At 72.2% G+C, this 13,222-nt stretch carries 15 protein-coding genes; 9 read left to right on the top strand and 6 right to left on the bottom strand.

The features are described 5' to 3' along the window. Positions 1-44: 44 nt before the first annotated feature. Positions 45-842 carry a site-2 protease family protein gene (locus ACE1OA_RS24700; RefSeq protein WP_356609180.1) on the top strand — a complete coding sequence of 266 codons (798 nt, stop codon included), beginning with the start codon at positions 45-47 and terminating at the stop codon, positions 840-842. 113 nt (positions 843-955) lie between these two features. Here the strand turns inward: ACE1OA_RS24700 and ACE1OA_RS24695 are convergent, their stop codons facing one another. Further along, positions 956-1,141 carry a hypothetical protein gene (locus ACE1OA_RS24695; protein ID WP_356609178.1) on the bottom strand — a complete coding sequence of 62 codons (186 nt, stop codon included), beginning with the start codon at positions 1,139-1,141 and terminating at the stop codon, positions 956-958. A gap of 90 nt (positions 1,142-1,231) precedes the next feature. Next, a complete protein-coding gene (gene npdG, locus ACE1OA_RS24690) occupies positions 1,232-1,936 on the bottom strand; it encodes an NADPH-dependent F420 reductase (protein ID WP_356609176.1) in 705 nt (234 codons plus the stop codon). A 103-nt stretch (positions 1,937-2,039) separates the two neighbouring features. Here npdG and ACE1OA_RS24685 point away from each other — a divergent pair, with 103 nt between their 5' ends. Both ACE1OA_RS24685 and ACE1OA_RS24680 read left to right on the top strand, forming a co-directional pair. Further along, positions 2,040-2,642 (top strand): hypothetical protein, encoded by a 603-nt coding sequence (locus ACE1OA_RS24685; protein WP_356774174.1) that lies wholly within the window; start codon positions 2,040-2,042, stop codon positions 2,640-2,642. A 53-nt stretch (positions 2,643-2,695) separates the two neighbouring features. Then, positions 2,696-3,994 carry an MFS transporter gene (locus ACE1OA_RS24680; RefSeq protein ID WP_432753414.1) on the top strand — a complete coding sequence of 433 codons (1,299 nt, stop codon included), beginning with the start codon at positions 2,696-2,698 and terminating at the stop codon, positions 3,992-3,994. Positions 3,995-4,220: 226 nt separating this feature from the next. On the opposite strand, the gene ACE1OA_RS24675 is transcribed toward ACE1OA_RS24680, so the two are convergent. Beyond that, positions 4,221-4,463, bottom strand: a complete 243-nt coding sequence (locus ACE1OA_RS24675; RefSeq protein WP_356609170.1) for a hypothetical protein — start codon at positions 4,461-4,463, stop codon at positions 4,221-4,223. A gap of 58 nt (positions 4,464-4,521) precedes the next feature. Between ACE1OA_RS24675 and map the strand changes: the two genes are divergently transcribed. Together map and ACE1OA_RS24665 are read left to right on the top strand one after the other, a co-directional pair. Beyond that, a complete protein-coding gene (map, locus tag ACE1OA_RS24670; protein ID WP_356609168.1) occupies positions 4,522-5,379 on the top strand; it encodes a type I methionyl aminopeptidase in 858 nt (285 codons plus the stop codon). A gap of 119 nt (positions 5,380-5,498) precedes the next feature. Further along, positions 5,499-6,149, top strand: a complete 651-nt coding sequence (locus tag ACE1OA_RS24665) for a heme oxygenase (biliverdin-producing) (protein ID WP_384873936.1) — start codon at positions 5,499-5,501, stop codon at positions 6,147-6,149. Between the two features lie 81 nt (positions 6,150-6,230). On the opposite strand, the gene ACE1OA_RS24660 is transcribed toward ACE1OA_RS24665, so the two are convergent. After that, on the bottom strand, positions 6,231-6,932 hold the full coding sequence (locus ACE1OA_RS24660; RefSeq protein WP_432753413.1) for a PhzF family phenazine biosynthesis protein: 702 nt from the start codon (positions 6,930-6,932) through the stop codon (positions 6,231-6,233). A 388-nt stretch (positions 6,933-7,320) separates the two neighbouring features. On the opposite strand from ACE1OA_RS24660, the gene efeO reads away from it, so the two are divergent. Genes efeO through ACE1OA_RS24640 form a run of 4 tightly spaced genes read left to right on the top strand, consistent with a single transcriptional unit; the run spans position 7,321 to position 11,608 of the window. Further along, complete coding sequence (gene efeO, locus ACE1OA_RS24655) at positions 7,321-8,472, top strand: iron uptake system protein EfeO (protein WP_384873932.1); 1,152 nt, start codon at positions 7,321-7,323, stop codon at positions 8,470-8,472. A 14-nt stretch (positions 8,473-8,486) separates the two neighbouring features. Further along, complete coding sequence (gene efeB, locus ACE1OA_RS24650; protein ID WP_356609159.1) at positions 8,487-9,740, top strand: iron uptake transporter deferrochelatase/peroxidase subunit; 1,254 nt, start codon at positions 8,487-8,489, stop codon at positions 9,738-9,740. 31 nt (positions 9,741-9,771) lie between these two features. Further along, on the top strand, positions 9,772-10,740 hold the full coding sequence (gene efeU / locus ACE1OA_RS24645) for an iron uptake transporter permease EfeU (protein ID WP_386541224.1): 969 nt from the start codon (positions 9,772-9,774) through the stop codon (positions 10,738-10,740). Next, positions 10,643-11,608 carry a hypothetical protein gene (locus ACE1OA_RS24640; RefSeq protein ID WP_356609192.1) on the top strand — a complete coding sequence of 322 codons (966 nt, stop codon included), beginning with the start codon at positions 10,643-10,645 and terminating at the stop codon, positions 11,606-11,608. The genes efeU and ACE1OA_RS24640 overlap by 98 nt, the downstream gene beginning before the upstream one ends. A 40-nt stretch (positions 11,609-11,648) precedes the next feature. Here the strand turns inward: ACE1OA_RS24640 and ACE1OA_RS24635 are convergent, their stop codons facing one another. Then, positions 11,649-12,413, bottom strand: coding sequence for a bifunctional DNA primase/polymerase (locus tag ACE1OA_RS24635; protein ID WP_356609155.1), 765 nt, complete (start codon positions 12,411-12,413; stop codon positions 11,649-11,651). Positions 12,414-12,528: 115 nt separating this feature from the next. Next, entirely contained in the window at positions 12,529-13,149 is a 621-nt protein-coding gene (locus ACE1OA_RS24630) for a TetR/AcrR family transcriptional regulator (RefSeq protein ID WP_432753412.1), read from the bottom strand. Positions 13,150-13,222: the final 73 nt, after the last annotated feature.

Genomic DNA, 13,222 nt, shown 5'->3' with positions numbered 1-13,222 from the left:
GCACGTTTCCCGCACAGCACCCCGTCCTCCAGGGAGTCCCACCGATGTCCACGGCCACCACCCGCAGCCACGAGCGCAGGATCAGCCCGGTCTTCCTGGCGATCCTCGCCGTCATGGCGGTCACCGGCTGGGCCGTGTGGACCGGCTTCGCGACCTCTCCCGGTCTCGCGGTCTTCCTCTTCGTGACCTCGGCCTGGATCGTGTCGCTGTGCCTGCACGAGTACGCGCACGCCCGCACCGCGCTGCACAGCGGGGACATCACGATCGGGGCGAAGGGCTACCTCACGCTCAACCCGCTCGCGTACACCCACGCCGTGCTCAGCATCATCCTGCCGGTGCTCTTCGTGATCATGGGCGGCATCGGTCTGCCGGGCGGCGCGGTCTTCATCGAGCAGGGCCGGATCCGGGGCCGCTGGAAGCACAGCCTGATCTCGGTCGCGGGGCCGCTGGCCAACGTCCTGTTCGCGGTCGTCTGCACGGCGCCCTTCTGGCTGCACCTGCTCGACGGCGTGCCGCTGCCCTTCCGCTTCGCGCTGGCCTTCCTGGCGTTCCTCCAGGTGACGGCGGCACTGCTGAACCTGCTGCCGGTGCCCGGCCTCGACGGGTACGGGGTCGTCGAGCCGTGGCTGTCGTACCGGCTGAAGCGGCAGATCGAGCCGTACGCGCCGTACGGGTTCTTCGTCGTGATCGCGCTGCTCTTCGTGCCGGCGGTCAACGGCGCGTTCTTCGACACGATCGACGCGCTGATGCGCTCGCTCGGGGTGCCGGAGGTGTACCGCTACTGCGGCTCGGAGCTGTTCCGGTTCTGGCAGGAGACGCCGGAGCTCTGCCGGGTGGGCTGAGCCCTGGCGCTCCGGGTCCGGGCCGGACGGGCGGGGCCGGACGGGCGCCGGGCTTCACGGGGGCCGGGCCTCACGGGTGTCCCGGCGAGCCCGGCCAGACGCTCCCCGGGTCCTTACGCCTCGGAGGCCGCGGTGCGCTCGGCCTTGGCCCGGCGGACGTAGTACCAGGCCATGTTCGAGGACAGGCCGGCGAGCAGCACCCAGATCACGCCGAGGAAGCTGCCCTGGACGAAGGAGACGACGGCCGCGACCACGGCGAGGGCGCAGACGACGAGGGCGTAGAGAGCGAGGCGGGGCATGGGGGTCGGCTCCTGTCCGATACGGCTGATGGTGCCCGACCAGTGTCCCCCATGCCCGCGCCCGTGCCCGCAGGCGCCCGGACGGGGCGCTCAGACGTCGGTGACGCGCAGCCCGGCGTGCGCCTTGTAGCGGCGGTTGACCGAGATCAGGTTGGCGACGAGCGACTCGACCTGGTGGGCGTTGCGGAGCCGGCCCGCGAAGACGCCCCGCATGCCGGGGATGCGGCCGGCGAGCGCCTGGACGATCTCGACGTCGGCGCGCTCCTCGCCGAGGACCATCACGTCCGTGTCGATCTCGTCGATGGAGGCGTCCTGGAGGAGCACCGCGGAGAGGTGGTGGAAGGCGGCGGTGACCCGGGAGCCGGGCAGCAGGGCGGCGGCCTGTTCGGCGGCGGACCCCTCCGCGGGCTTCAGGGCGTAGGCGCCCTTCTTGTCGAAGCCGAGCGGGTTGACGCAGTCGACGACGAGCTTGCCCGCCAGCTCGTCCCGCAGGGTTTCGAGGGTCTTGGCGTGCCCGTCCCACGGAACGGCGACGATCACGATGTCGCTGCGGCGGGCGCACTCGGCGTTGTCGGCTCCTTCGACGCCGAGGCCGAGCTCGCCGGCGGCGGCCCGGGCGCGGTCGGCGGCACGCGAACCGATGATCACCTTCTGGCCGGCCTTGGCGAGCCGGTAGGCGAGGCCGCGGCCCTGGTCGCCGGTCCCGCCGAGGACACCGACGACGAGTCCGGAGACGTCGGGCAGGTCCCAGGGGTCCTTGGGCGCGGGAGCGGGAGAGGGGGTGTCGGAAGTCATGGACCCGACATTACTGGCCGGTCGGGCGGACGGGTGTCCCGTACGGGTGGAATGCGCGCGACCGGCCCCGGCGCGGGGCCCGGCTGCGGCAGTATGCGGCCCCATGGATGCCGTACGCGTCGCGTTGCTGCGGGAAGTACTGGCCGGAACGGCGTGGCCCCGGGAGGCCCGCCGGTTCGCGGGCGCCCTGCGGGCCTCCGTCGTGCCCCGGGGCGGCGGGCTGCTCCTGGTGGGGACGGCCGGGTACGAGCCCTGGCACCTGGCCGCGCACCTGGTCGACGAGGCGGCCTGGTCCGGGCAGCCGGAGCTGGCGCCGACGCTGGTCCGGCACCGAGTGCGGCCCGGGGATCCGGCGCACCTGGCGGTCGGGCTGAACCGGCTGGAGTCGGCCGGCCGGGGGTCGACGCTGCTGATGGTCGCCCCCGAGCGGGCCGACGCCGGCCTCCTGGAGCGGGTGCACGACGCCCGCCGGGCCGGGGCGACGGTCCTGTCGCTGGACGGCGGCGATCCCGAGGTGCACGGACTGGCGCACGAGGCGCTCACGGTGGACGCCTCGGCGGAGGTCGACCTGGACACGGTCCAGCACCTGGTCAGCGCGGCGGCCGGGGAGAACAGCCTGCCCGCCGCACGCGGCCGGCGACGCTTCCGGGACCGGCTCTCCGCACTGGCCGACCACCTGACGGTCCCTCCGCAGGCGCCCTGGTAGGGGGGACGAAATCCGGTTGCCTCCGGCACCGATCGGCACGAGCATGACCCCTCGTGACCTCCAAGCTGTCGGTGAGACTGGCATCCGTCCTGCCCGACACGGCGCCGTGGCGGTCGTCCGCCGACTTCCGGCTGCTGTGGATCCAGGGGCTGGTGACGTACTTCAGCAGCTTCATGGCGCTGATCGCCCTGCCCCTCCAGATCAAGGACCTCACGAACTCGCCGTTCGCCGTGGGGGCGATGGGCGCGGTGGAGCTGGTCCCGTTGGTGGTGTTCGGTCTCTACGGCGGGGCACTCGCCGACGCGGTCGACCGGCGCAAGGTGATCATCCTCACCGAGGCCGGACTGGGGGTCCTCGCGCTGGTCCTGTTCCTGAACGCGCTGCTGCCCTCGCCGATGCTCTGGCCCCTGTACCTCGTCGCGGCCTGCGTCTCCGCGCTGGCCGGGCTCCAGCGACCCGCGCTGGACTCCCTCCTCGCCCGCATCGTGCCGCACGAGCAGCAGACCGCCGCGGCCGCGCTCAACTCGCTGCGGTGGCAGACGGGCGCGATCGCGGGCCCGGCGCTCGCGGGCCTCGTGGTCGCCTACGCCGGGCACGCGCCGGCCTACGGCCTGACGATCGCCGGCTTCGCCGCGTCGGTGCTGCTCTGCCGCCGGCTGGCCCCCGCCCCGCCCGCGCCCGACGCCGAGAAGCCCTCGCTGCGCGGCATCGCGGAGGGGGCGCGCTACGCCTGGTCGCGGCCGGTGCTGCTGGGCACCTACGCGATCGACCTCGCGGCGATGTTCTTCGCCTTCCCGAACACGATCTTCCCGTTCCTCGCGGACGAGCTGGACGCCGACTGGGCGCTGGGCCTGATGTACGCGGCCGGATCGGTCGGCTCCCTCGTCCTCGGCCTCACCAGCGGCTGGACCTCGAAGGTCCGCCGGCACGGCCTCCTGGTGGTGTTCGGCGCGGCGGGCTGGGGACTCGCGATCGCGCTGGCCGGCCGGTTCGACGACATCTGGCTGGTGCTGCTGTGCCTGGCCTTCGCCGGCGCCGGCGACATGCTGAGCGGACTGGGCCGCTCCACGATCTGGAACCAGACGATCCCGGAGGAGCTCCGCGGCCGGCTGGCCGGCATCGAGGTCCTGTCCTACAGCGTCGGCCCCCAGCTGGGGCAGGTCCGCGCCGGTGCGATGGCCGGCTGGACCGGCACCCGCCCGGCGATCTGGTCGGGCGGGCTGGCCTGCGTCGCCTCGGTGGGCCTGCTCTGCCTGACGCTGCCCCGGCTGCTGACGTACGACGCCGCGACGGACGAGGACGCGGTGCGCCGGAAGGCGGCGCGGGGGCGGGAGACGTCGGAGGTCGGGTAGCCGGAAGCCCGTCCGGCACACCGCGCGAGCGGGTACGGCCGCCGTGCCGGATCGCCCGATCGAGTGCCTTCGCGCGCCGGCCGGGACGGGCGCGGCACGGACCGCGGCCGTCCCGGCCGGCGCGCGAAGGGGCCGGCCGGGCGACCCCCGGGGTCAGGGCCTCGGCGTCAGGGCCTCGGCGTCAGAGCCGCCCTGGAGATCGCCGGGGCAGGGCCTCGGACACCCCTTAGTCCGGGGTGTCGTCCCGGGAGCCGTCGGACGCCGGGGCGTCGTGCCACTTCGGGTCGTTCTCCCACTCCAGGTTGCGTTCCTTCGCCGTCTCCATGGCGTGGGCCGCCTCCTCACGGGACGCGTACGGGCCGAAGCGGTTCTTGGCCGGGCACTCGGGGCCCTCCTCGACCTTCTTGTGCTCCAGGCAGTAGTACCACTCGCCCGGCTTGCCCGCCGTGCGCTTCTTGAACAGGGCCATCGTCGGCTCCTTCCTCTGTCGCCATGCTGCCCCAGACCCGGTCGTTAGACTCGCTGGTATGTCTGGCCAGTCGCTGCTCGTGCCCGGGGAACTCTCCCCCCACCGCTCCGTTCCGGGAGCCATCCGCCGTCCCGAGTACGTCGGGAAGCCCGCCCCCACGCCGTACAAGGGACCGGAGGTGCAGGACTCCGACACCGTCGAGCGGATGCGGATCGCCGGTCGCATCGCCGCCCAGGCGATGGAGGAGGCCGCCAAGCACATCGCCCCCGGCGTGACCACGGACGAGCTGGACCGGGTCGCGCACGAGTTCATGTGCGACCACGGGGCCTACCCCTCCACCCTCGGCTACCGCGGGTTCCCGAAGTCGCTGTGCTCCTCGGTCAACGAGGTCATCTGCCACGGCATCCCGGACTCCACCGTCCTCAACGACGGCGACATCGTGAACCTCGACGTCACGGCGTACATCCACGGCGTCCACGGCGACAACAACGCGACCTACCTGTGCGGTGACGTCGACGAGGAGTCGCGGCTGCTGGTCGAGCGGACCCGCGAGTCCCTGAACCGCGCCATCAAGGCCGTGAAGCCCGGCCGCCAGATCAACATCATCGGGCGGGTCATCGAGTCGTACGCCAAGCGCTTCGGCTACGGCGTCGTCCGGGACTTCACCGGGCACGGCATCAACTCGTCCTTCCACTCCGGCCTGATCATCCCGCACTACGACTCCCCGCACGCGACCACGGTGATCCAGCCGGGCATGACGTTCACCATCGAGCCGATGCTGACGCTGGGCACCCACGAGTACGACATGTGGGACGACGGGTGGACCGTCGTGACCAAGGACCGGAAGCGGACCGCGCAGTTCGAGCACACCCTCGTGGTGACGGACACCGGGACCGAAATCCTCACGTTGCCCTGACGCCCGCGCGGGGTAGCTTCTTACCGACAGGACGTCGGGAACCAATTGACTTAGGTAAGCCTAAGTAGCAGTATTCCAGCAGGTTCCCGTCCCCATCGGCAAGGTCCCGGAGGCACGCCTTGGACACGCCCTTCTCGACGCTCATCCGCACGGCCTCGCACGAGCAGCACACCGAGGCCGAGACGTCGACGTTCATGAGCGACCTCCTGGGCGGACGGCTCGGCGTGGACGCCTACGCGCGCTACACGGAGCAGCTCTGGTTCGTGTACCGGGCCCTGGAGGAGGGCGCCGGGGCGCTCGAGGGCGACCGCGTCGCCGGGCCCTTCATACAGCCGGAGCTGTTCCGCACGGCCGCGCTGGAGCAGGACCTGGCCCACCTGCGGGGCCCGGACTGGCGCGCCGGGCTCTCCCCGCTGCCCGCCACGGCGGCCTACGCGGAGCGCGTCGCGCACTGCGCCCGCGAGTGGCCCGCCGGATACGTGGCGCACCACTACACGCGCTACCTCGGCGACCTCTCCGGCGGCCAGATCATCCGCGACCGGGCGGAGCGCACCTGGGGGTTCGCCCGCAAGGGCGACGGCGTCCGTTTCTACGTCTTCGAGAAGATCGCCAACCCGGCCGCCTTCAAGCGCGGCTACCGCGAACTGCTCGACGGCGTGGCCGCCGACGACCTGGAGAAGCAGCGGATCGTCGACGAGTGCAAGCGCGCCTTCGACTTCAACGGCGCGGTGTTCCGCGAGCTGGCCGGCGAGTTCCCGCTCAGCGCCTGAAAGCCCGCGCGGGCCCGGGTGCGGGGACGTACCCCCACCCGGAGTCCGCTCGTGGGCGGGGAGACGTCCCCGCCGCCGGACTCAGCTCGTGAGCGGCGGCGCCAGCATCGCCTCCAGCCGGACCCGCCCGCCGAGTTCGATCACGCCGTCGGGGCCGGGTGCTGTCAGGAGCTGTGAACCCCGGCCCTGCGTGATGTTCAGGGCCCGGCCCAGCTCGGCCGTCAGCAGGATCGCCGCCGCGCCGGTGGCCTCGTCCTCGTCGATGCCGTCCCCGCGCCCCGGGAAGGCCCGCGCCCGGACGCGGCCGGCCGCCTCGTCCTCCCAGGCCCAGGCGTAGATCCACTCCCCCGGCTCGGGCACCTCCAGCGCGTCGACCTCCGCGGCCGAGGCGTACCGCCGCAGGGTCCGCGGCGGGGCCCACTCGGCACGGGCCTCGATCCAGGTGAACTCCCCGTCGCCGCGCACCCACACCTCGCCCACCGGCGGACAGACGACCTCCAGATCCAGCAGCCAGGCCACGCCGACCACCGGATACCCGGCGAACGGCAGCCGGACGCCGGGCGTGTAGATGTCGACGACGCCGCGCTCCGGGTCGTCGACGAACACCGTCTCGCTGAAGCCGAGTTCCTTGGCGAGCGCCTGCCGGGACGCCTCGTCGGGGTGCGTACGGCCGTCGCGTACGACGCCGAGGGCGTTGCCGTACCGGCCGTCGCCGGCGCAGAAGACGCGCAGTACGTCGATGTCGGTGGCGCTGCGCACGATGTCAGTCACGGTCGTGTTCATGGCGGAATTGAAGCATCCAGGAGTCCCGTTCCGCCGGATCACCCGCAATCGGACACGCCCGGGCGGGGCCTTCGCGGTAAGGCCGGGAGGCCCCGGACCGGGCGATATCCCGCGCGCCTGCCGCGTCCGCGGCACGGGCGTGCCCCGCGTCGTCCCCACGCGGCGCCTCCTCTTCGCAAAACACCCGAATCGACTGGCTTTACCCGTACTTGACCCTGCCATGGGTCGGCCATGAGCGAGCTGTGATCCCGCCGTGCCCCCGCCGGGAACCTGAGAGCTGAATCACTGGACGCCTGGGTACCGCTCAGGTAAGCCTCGGTTAAGTTAGGTCCGCCTCACCGCCGGACGAACCCGTTCCCGGCACCCTCGTCCTTCCATGGAGCCCTCTATGCGAGCCGTCCGTCTCTCCGTCGTCACCGCCGCCGCGACCGCGGCAGCTCTGACCGCTGTCACGGGCTGCGCCGAGAAAAGCGACGCCAAGGGCGACGGCGCCGTCCAGGTCGTCGCGAAGGACGACTCCTGCACCGTCTCCAAGACCGAGTTCCCCGCCGGGCACGTGAAGCTCGCCGTGGAGAACCAGGGTTCCAAGGTCACCGAGGTCTACGTCCTCTACCCGGACGGCCGGATCGTCACCGAGCGCGAGAACATCGGCCCCTCCACCAAGGCGAACATCACCGCCGAGGTCAAGGCCGGCGACTACGCGATCGTCTGCAAGCCGGGCATGAAGGGCGCGGGCATCAGCCAGAAGGTCACCGTCACCGGTGGCGCCAAGGGTGCTGCGCGCTCCCCCGAGATGGACGCCGCCGTCGCCGCCTACCGCCAGTACGTGCAGGCGCAGGCCGAGGAGACCCTGCCGAAGGTGAAGGTCTTCACCGACGCCGTCCGCGCCGGTGACGTCGAGGCCGCGAAGAAGGCCTACGCCGACTCCCGCATCGGCTGGGAGCGCACCGAGCCGGTCGCGGAGTCCTTCGGCGACATCGACCCGAAGGTCGACGTCCGCGAGGACGGCCTGGAGGACGGCCAGGACCCGGCCAAGGACTGGACCGGCTGGCACCGCCTGGAGAAGGCGCTCTGGCAGGACAAGAAGATCGGCGACCGCGAGAAGCAGCTCGCCGACCTCCTCGACAAGGACCTCGCGGACTGGGTGAAGCGCGTCGGCAAGGCCGACATCACCCCCACCTCGATGGCCAACGGTGCCAAGGAGCTCCTGGACGAGGTCGCCAGCGGCAAGGTCACGGGTGAGGAGGAGCGTTACTCCCACACCGACCTGGTCGACTTCAAGGCGAACGTCGAGGGCGCCCAGAAGTCCTTCGAGCTGCTCAAGCCGGTCGCCTCCAAGAACGACCCGAAGCTCGTCGCCGACTTGGACAAGCAGTTCGCGGCCCTGAACGCGCTCCTGGACAAGTACCGCACGGACAAGGCCTCCTACGTCTTCACCTCCTACGAGAAGGTCGGCGAGACGGAGCGCAAGGAGCTCTCGGACGGCGTCAACGCGCTGGCCGAGCCGCTCTCCAAGCTCGCCGCCGCGGTCGTGAAGTAAGCCGGGAGGACCAGATGACCGAGTCGACCGAACACCCGAACGAGCCGACGGCCTCTCGGCGCAAGGTGCTGGGCTGGGGAGGTGCCGGGCTCGCGCTCGGCGCCGCCGCGGCCGGCGGCGCCGTCGCCCTGACCCGCAGCGGGGACACCACGGTGCCCGCCGCCGACAGCGGCTCCGCCGTCCCCTTCCACGGCCCCCACCAGGCCGGCATCGCCAGCGCCGTCCAGGACCGGCTGCACTTCGCGGCCTTCGACGTGAAGACGAAGGACCGGGCCGAGCTCGTCCAGCTCCTCAAGGACTGGACGCGCGCCGCCGAGCTCATGACGGCCGGTCACGAGGTCGGCGAGGGCGCCTACGGCGGCCTGCCGGAGGCTCCGCCGGACGACACCGGCGAGGCCCTCGGCCTCAAGCCGTGCCGCCTCACGCTCACCATCGGCTTCGGCCCCTCCCTGTTCGACGGGCGCTTCGGCCTGAAGGACCGGCGACCCGGGGCCCTGGTCGACCTGCCGAAGTTCCCCGGCGACAACCTGGACCCGGCCCGCAGCGGCGGCGACCTGTGCGTCCAGGCCTGCGCCGACGACCCCCAGGTCGCGGTGCACGCGATCCGCAATCTGGCCCGGATCGGCTTCGGCAAGGTCGCGGTCCGCTGGTCGCAGCTCGGTTTCGGCAAGACCTCCTCGACGACGCCCGAGGCGCAGACCCCGCGCAACATGATGGGCTTCAAGGACGGCACCCGGAACATCGCGGGCACCGACACCGCCGCGCTCGACAAGCACGTGTGGGCCGCCGAGAAGGACGGCCCCGCGTGGATGGCGGGCGGCTCCTACCTGGTGGCGCGCCGGATCCGGATGAACATCGAGACCTGGGACCGCACCTCGCTCCAGGAGCAGGAGGACATCTTCGGCCGCGACAAGCGCGAGGGCGCGCCGGTCGGCAAGGCCAAGGAGCACGACGAGCCGTTCCTGAAGGCGATGAAGCCGGAGGCGCACGTCCGGCTCGCGCACCCGGACTCCAACGACGGGGCGACGATCCTGCGCCGCGGCTACTCCTTCACGGACGGCACGGACGGCCTGGGCCGCCTCGACGCGGGCCTGTTCTTCCTCGCGTACCAGCGCGACGTCCGCAAGGGCTTCATCCCGGTACAGACCTCGCTGGCACGGGCCGACGTCCTCAACGAGTACATCCAGCACGTGGGTTCGGCGCTGTTCGCCGTCCCGCCGGGCGTCCGCGACAAGGACGACTGGTGGGGCCGGGCGCTGTTCTCGTAGCAGTGGTCGGGCATTACCGAAGGGAGCCGGCGTGTTCGGCAACTATCTGATCGGCCTCCGCGAGGGCCTGGAGGCCAGCCTGGTCGTCTGCATCCTCATCGCGTACCTGGTGAAGACGGGCCGCCGTGACGCCCTGAAGCCGATCTGGATCGGCATCGGGGTGGCGGTCTCGCTGGCCCTGGCCTTCGGCTTCGCCCTCGAATTCGGCTCGCAGGAGCTGACGTTCGAGGCGCAGGAGCTGCTGGGCGGCTCGCTCTCCATCGTCGCCGTGTGCCTGGTGACCTGGATGGTCTTCTGGATGCGTCGGACGGCGCGGCACCTGAGGAAGGAGCTGCACGGGCGGCTGGACGCGGCGCTGCAGATGGGCACCGGCGCGCTGGTCGCCACGGCCTTCCTGGCCGTGGGCCGCGAGGGCCTGGAGACGGCGCTGTTCGTGTGGGCGTCCGTACGGGCCTCGCAGGACGGCACGTCCGCCCCGCTGGCCGGCGTGCTGCTGGGCATCGCGACCGCGATCGTCCTCGGCTGGCTGTTCTACCGCGGCGCGCTCAGGATCAACCTGGCGAAGTTCTTCACCTGGACCGGCGGCATGCTGGTCGTGGTGGCGGCCGGCGTGCTGGCGTACGGCGTGCACGACCTGCAGGAGGCGCGTTTCGTCGGGGGCCTCGCGAACAAGGCCTTCGACGTCTCGGAGACGATCCCGCCGGACAGCTGGTACGGCACCCTGCTGAAGGGCGTCTTCAACTTCCAGCCCGACCCGACGGTCGTTCAGGTCACGGTGTGGGCGCTCTATCTGATCCCGACACTCGTCCTGTTCCTGGCCCCGGTAGGGTCGGTTCCGTCCGTGCGGGTGAAGGAGCAGAAGGCGACCGATGAGAAAGCTGAGGCGGCCGGCGAGGGCGCTCGTGGCGACGGCGGCGGCGACGGTGCTGGCGCTGACGGCGAGCAGCTGCGTGACGGTGCACGGCGAGCTGGAGCTCCTGCCGGCGGCGACGAAGTCTGAGGCCGAGCAGGCTCTCAAGGACTTCGTCGACGCCTACAACAAGGGCGACAAGGCGAACGACCCGGCCCTCACCGCGGGCCGGGTCACCGGTCCGCTCGGGGCGATCAACCAGGCGGGCCTGAAGTCCCGTTCGGTCACAAGTCCGAACGGGAACCCGGGCCACGTGCCGCTGGAGCTGTCGGACGCGAAGTTCCTGCTGCCGAAGAAGGCGGGCTGGCCGCGCTGGTTCGTCGCGGACACCGACTCCAACCGGGACACCGACCAGGGCCCCGGCGACAACCGGTGGCTGCTGGTGTTCGTCCGCAACGGCGCCACGCAGTTGTGGGAGGTCGCCTATCTGACGATCCTCACCCCGGACGAGGTGCCGGCCTTCGCGACCGACGACGCCGGCTTCGCGGTCCCGGTCCCACCCGACTCCACGCGGCTGGCGGTCGCGCCGCAGAACCTCGGCAGGGAGTACGTCTCCTACCTCTCGACCGGCCGGCCCGGGCCGTTCGCCGCCGGTCCGCACACCTCGGTGTGGCGGACCGAGCGGCAGAAGTCGGCCCAGCGGGCCGGTCTCGCCACCCAGTACATCGACGAGGCCACGGACACCGGCGACTTCGCGCCGCTGGGGCTCGCGACGCGCGAGGGCGGGGCGCTGGTCTTCTTCGCGACGAAGTACTTCGAGCGGCAGACCGCGGCCCAGGGCTACCGCCCGAAGGTCGGCGCCGATGTGAAGGCCCTGCTGACCGGCGAGATCAAGCGGTCGGTCACCAAGACGTGGGTGTCCAGCCAGGCGGTGCTCGTGAAGCCGGCGGGCGCGGCGCAGGACGGGGTCACGGTCGCGGGGCGGCTGCAGGGCGTGACGGCGGCGGAGGGCTCGTAGGCGGTCCGGGTCCTGTCCGGGCGGACAGGACCCGCGGGGCTCAACGGCTCAACGGCCAGGCGACCTCGTGGCCCGACTGCTGCTCCTGCTCGGCGAGGTGCCGGGCGCAGGCGTCGGTGAGGGTCTCCAGCAGGTTCAGGGGGTCCGGCAGCGGGTGCTCGGGGCCGCGGGCCCAGGAGACGCCCGGATGCTCCTCCTCGTCACCGATGAGCCGGGACGGCGGCAGGAGCACGTAGCTGCCCCGGCAGTGCCAGCGCAGCCCGGGATGCTCGTCCATGGTCTCCGGATGGCAGTCCAGCTCGCAGGGCCACCACTCGTCCTCGTCCTCGGGGGTGCCTCGGGTGGCGGTGAAGAAGAGCATCCGGCCGCCGTCGCCCGCGGTCGGCGCGGACTCGGCGACGGGGCCGACGTCGATCCCCTGGTCGAGGAGCCGGGCCAGGGCGGCGCGCCCGGCCTCCAGCGGGACGTCGAGGACGTCGTGCACCATGCCGGTGGCGGTGACGAAGTTCGCGCCCGGCTCGGCACGGGCCCAGCGTTCGATCTGGGCGCGGTCGGTGGTCGACTGGGTCTGCCAGGCGAAGGACACCGGATGCCGGGCCGGGGTGGGACAGCCCATGCGCTCGCAGGAACATCGGTAGCCGACCGGATACGCGGCGGGGGCGAGGGGCATTCCCGCGGCGGCGACGGCCAGGAGCAGCTTCTCGCGGTCGTTCCCGTCGTCCGCGGGGGTGCGGCGGGGGCGCCTGCGCAGCCAGCCCGCGAGCCTGCTCTCCGTGCCGCGGTAGCGGCCTTTGCCGTCGCCCATCTATCCCCTCACACGCTCGTGCTCGCCCGTTCGGCTCTGCCCATGGTCCCACCATCCTGCGCTCCGGGTGACCGGACTTCCCAACCGGGGTGGGGTGGGACGGCGCACAGGGACCTCAGGAGCGGGGGGCGATACCGCGCAGGACGTAGTCGACGAGGGTGTCGGCGTAGGCGTGGGTCAGCGGCAGGGTGCGGTGCTGCCAGCGGTGGTTCAGCGGGCCGACCAGGAGTTCGAGGGCGATGCGCGGGTCGACGGCGGGGTCGACGTCCCCGGCCGCCTGGGCGGCCTCGATGCGGCGCGCGTAGTACTGGAGCTGGGGTTCGAGGAGCCGCTCGACGAACCGGGCGCCGAGCTCCGGATCGACCAGGCCCTCGGCCGCCAGCGCGCGGGTGGGGCCGTCGTAGGTCGGGTCGTTCAGCTCGTCCACGGTCGCGCGCAGCACGAACCTGAGGTCGGCGGCGAGGTCCCCGGTGTCGGGGATCTCACTCCCGGAGTCGCCGCCGAGGGCCTCGTGGGCCCGGGCGGCGAGGTCGAGGAAGGCGTCGAGCAGGACGGCGGACTTGGAGGGCCACCAGCGGTAGATCGTCTGCTTGCCGACACCCGCGCGGGCGGCGATGCCCTCGATCGTGGTCCTGGTGTACCCGGACTCGGTGACGAGGGCGAGGGCGGCGTCGTAGATGGCGCGGCGGGAGCGTTCGCTGCGGCGCGAGGCGTCGGGGGCCTTGGTGTCGGACATGGAAGCAATCTAGCAGTCGCGAGACGACGCGTCTCGCCGCCTGTGCCACGCCGATATTCGGCCGAACCACCCG

Origin of the sequence: Streptomyces sp. JL2001, from assembly GCF_050917515.1 — a bacterium.
Taxonomy (GTDB): domain Bacteria; phylum Actinomycetota; class Actinomycetes; order Streptomycetales; family Streptomycetaceae; genus Streptomyces.
The sequence above is the reverse complement of the archived record's forward strand: the minus strand, read 5'-3'. Positions and strand labels throughout refer to the sequence as shown.

Excerpts from the sequence above, each read along its gene's own strand:
- ACE1OA_RS24700 (WP_356609180.1), top strand. The coding sequence starts at position 45 with ATGTCCACGGCCACCACCCGCAGCCACGAGCGCAGGATCAGCCCGGTC.
- ACE1OA_RS24695 (WP_356609178.1), bottom strand. The coding sequence starts at position 1,141 with ATGCCCCGCCTCGCTCTCTACGCCCTCGTCGTCTGCGCCCTCGCCGTG.
- npdG (WP_356609176.1), bottom strand. The coding sequence starts at position 1,936 with ATGACTTCCGACACCCCCTCTCCCGCTCCCGCGCCCAAGGACCCCTGG.
- ACE1OA_RS24685 (WP_356774174.1), top strand. The coding sequence starts at position 2,040 with ATGGATGCCGTACGCGTCGCGTTGCTGCGGGAAGTACTGGCCGGAACG.
- ACE1OA_RS24675 (WP_356609170.1), bottom strand. The coding sequence starts at position 4,463 with ATGGCCCTGTTCAAGAAGCGCACGGCGGGCAAGCCGGGCGAGTGGTAC.
- map (WP_356609168.1), top strand. The coding sequence starts at position 4,522 with ATGTCTGGCCAGTCGCTGCTCGTGCCCGGGGAACTCTCCCCCCACCGC.
- ACE1OA_RS24660 (WP_432753413.1), bottom strand. The coding sequence starts at position 6,932 with ATGAACACGACCGTGACTGACATCGTGCGCAGCGCCACCGACATCGAC.
- efeO (WP_384873932.1), top strand. The coding sequence starts at position 7,321 with ATGCGAGCCGTCCGTCTCTCCGTCGTCACCGCCGCCGCGACCGCGGCA.
- efeB (WP_356609159.1), top strand. The coding sequence starts at position 8,487 with ATGACCGAGTCGACCGAACACCCGAACGAGCCGACGGCCTCTCGGCGC.
- ACE1OA_RS24635 (WP_356609155.1), bottom strand. The coding sequence starts at position 12,413 with ATGGGCGACGGCAAAGGCCGCTACCGCGGCACGGAGAGCAGGCTCGCG.
- ACE1OA_RS24630 (WP_432753412.1), bottom strand. The coding sequence starts at position 13,149 with ATGTCCGACACCAAGGCCCCCGACGCCTCGCGCCGCAGCGAACGCTCC.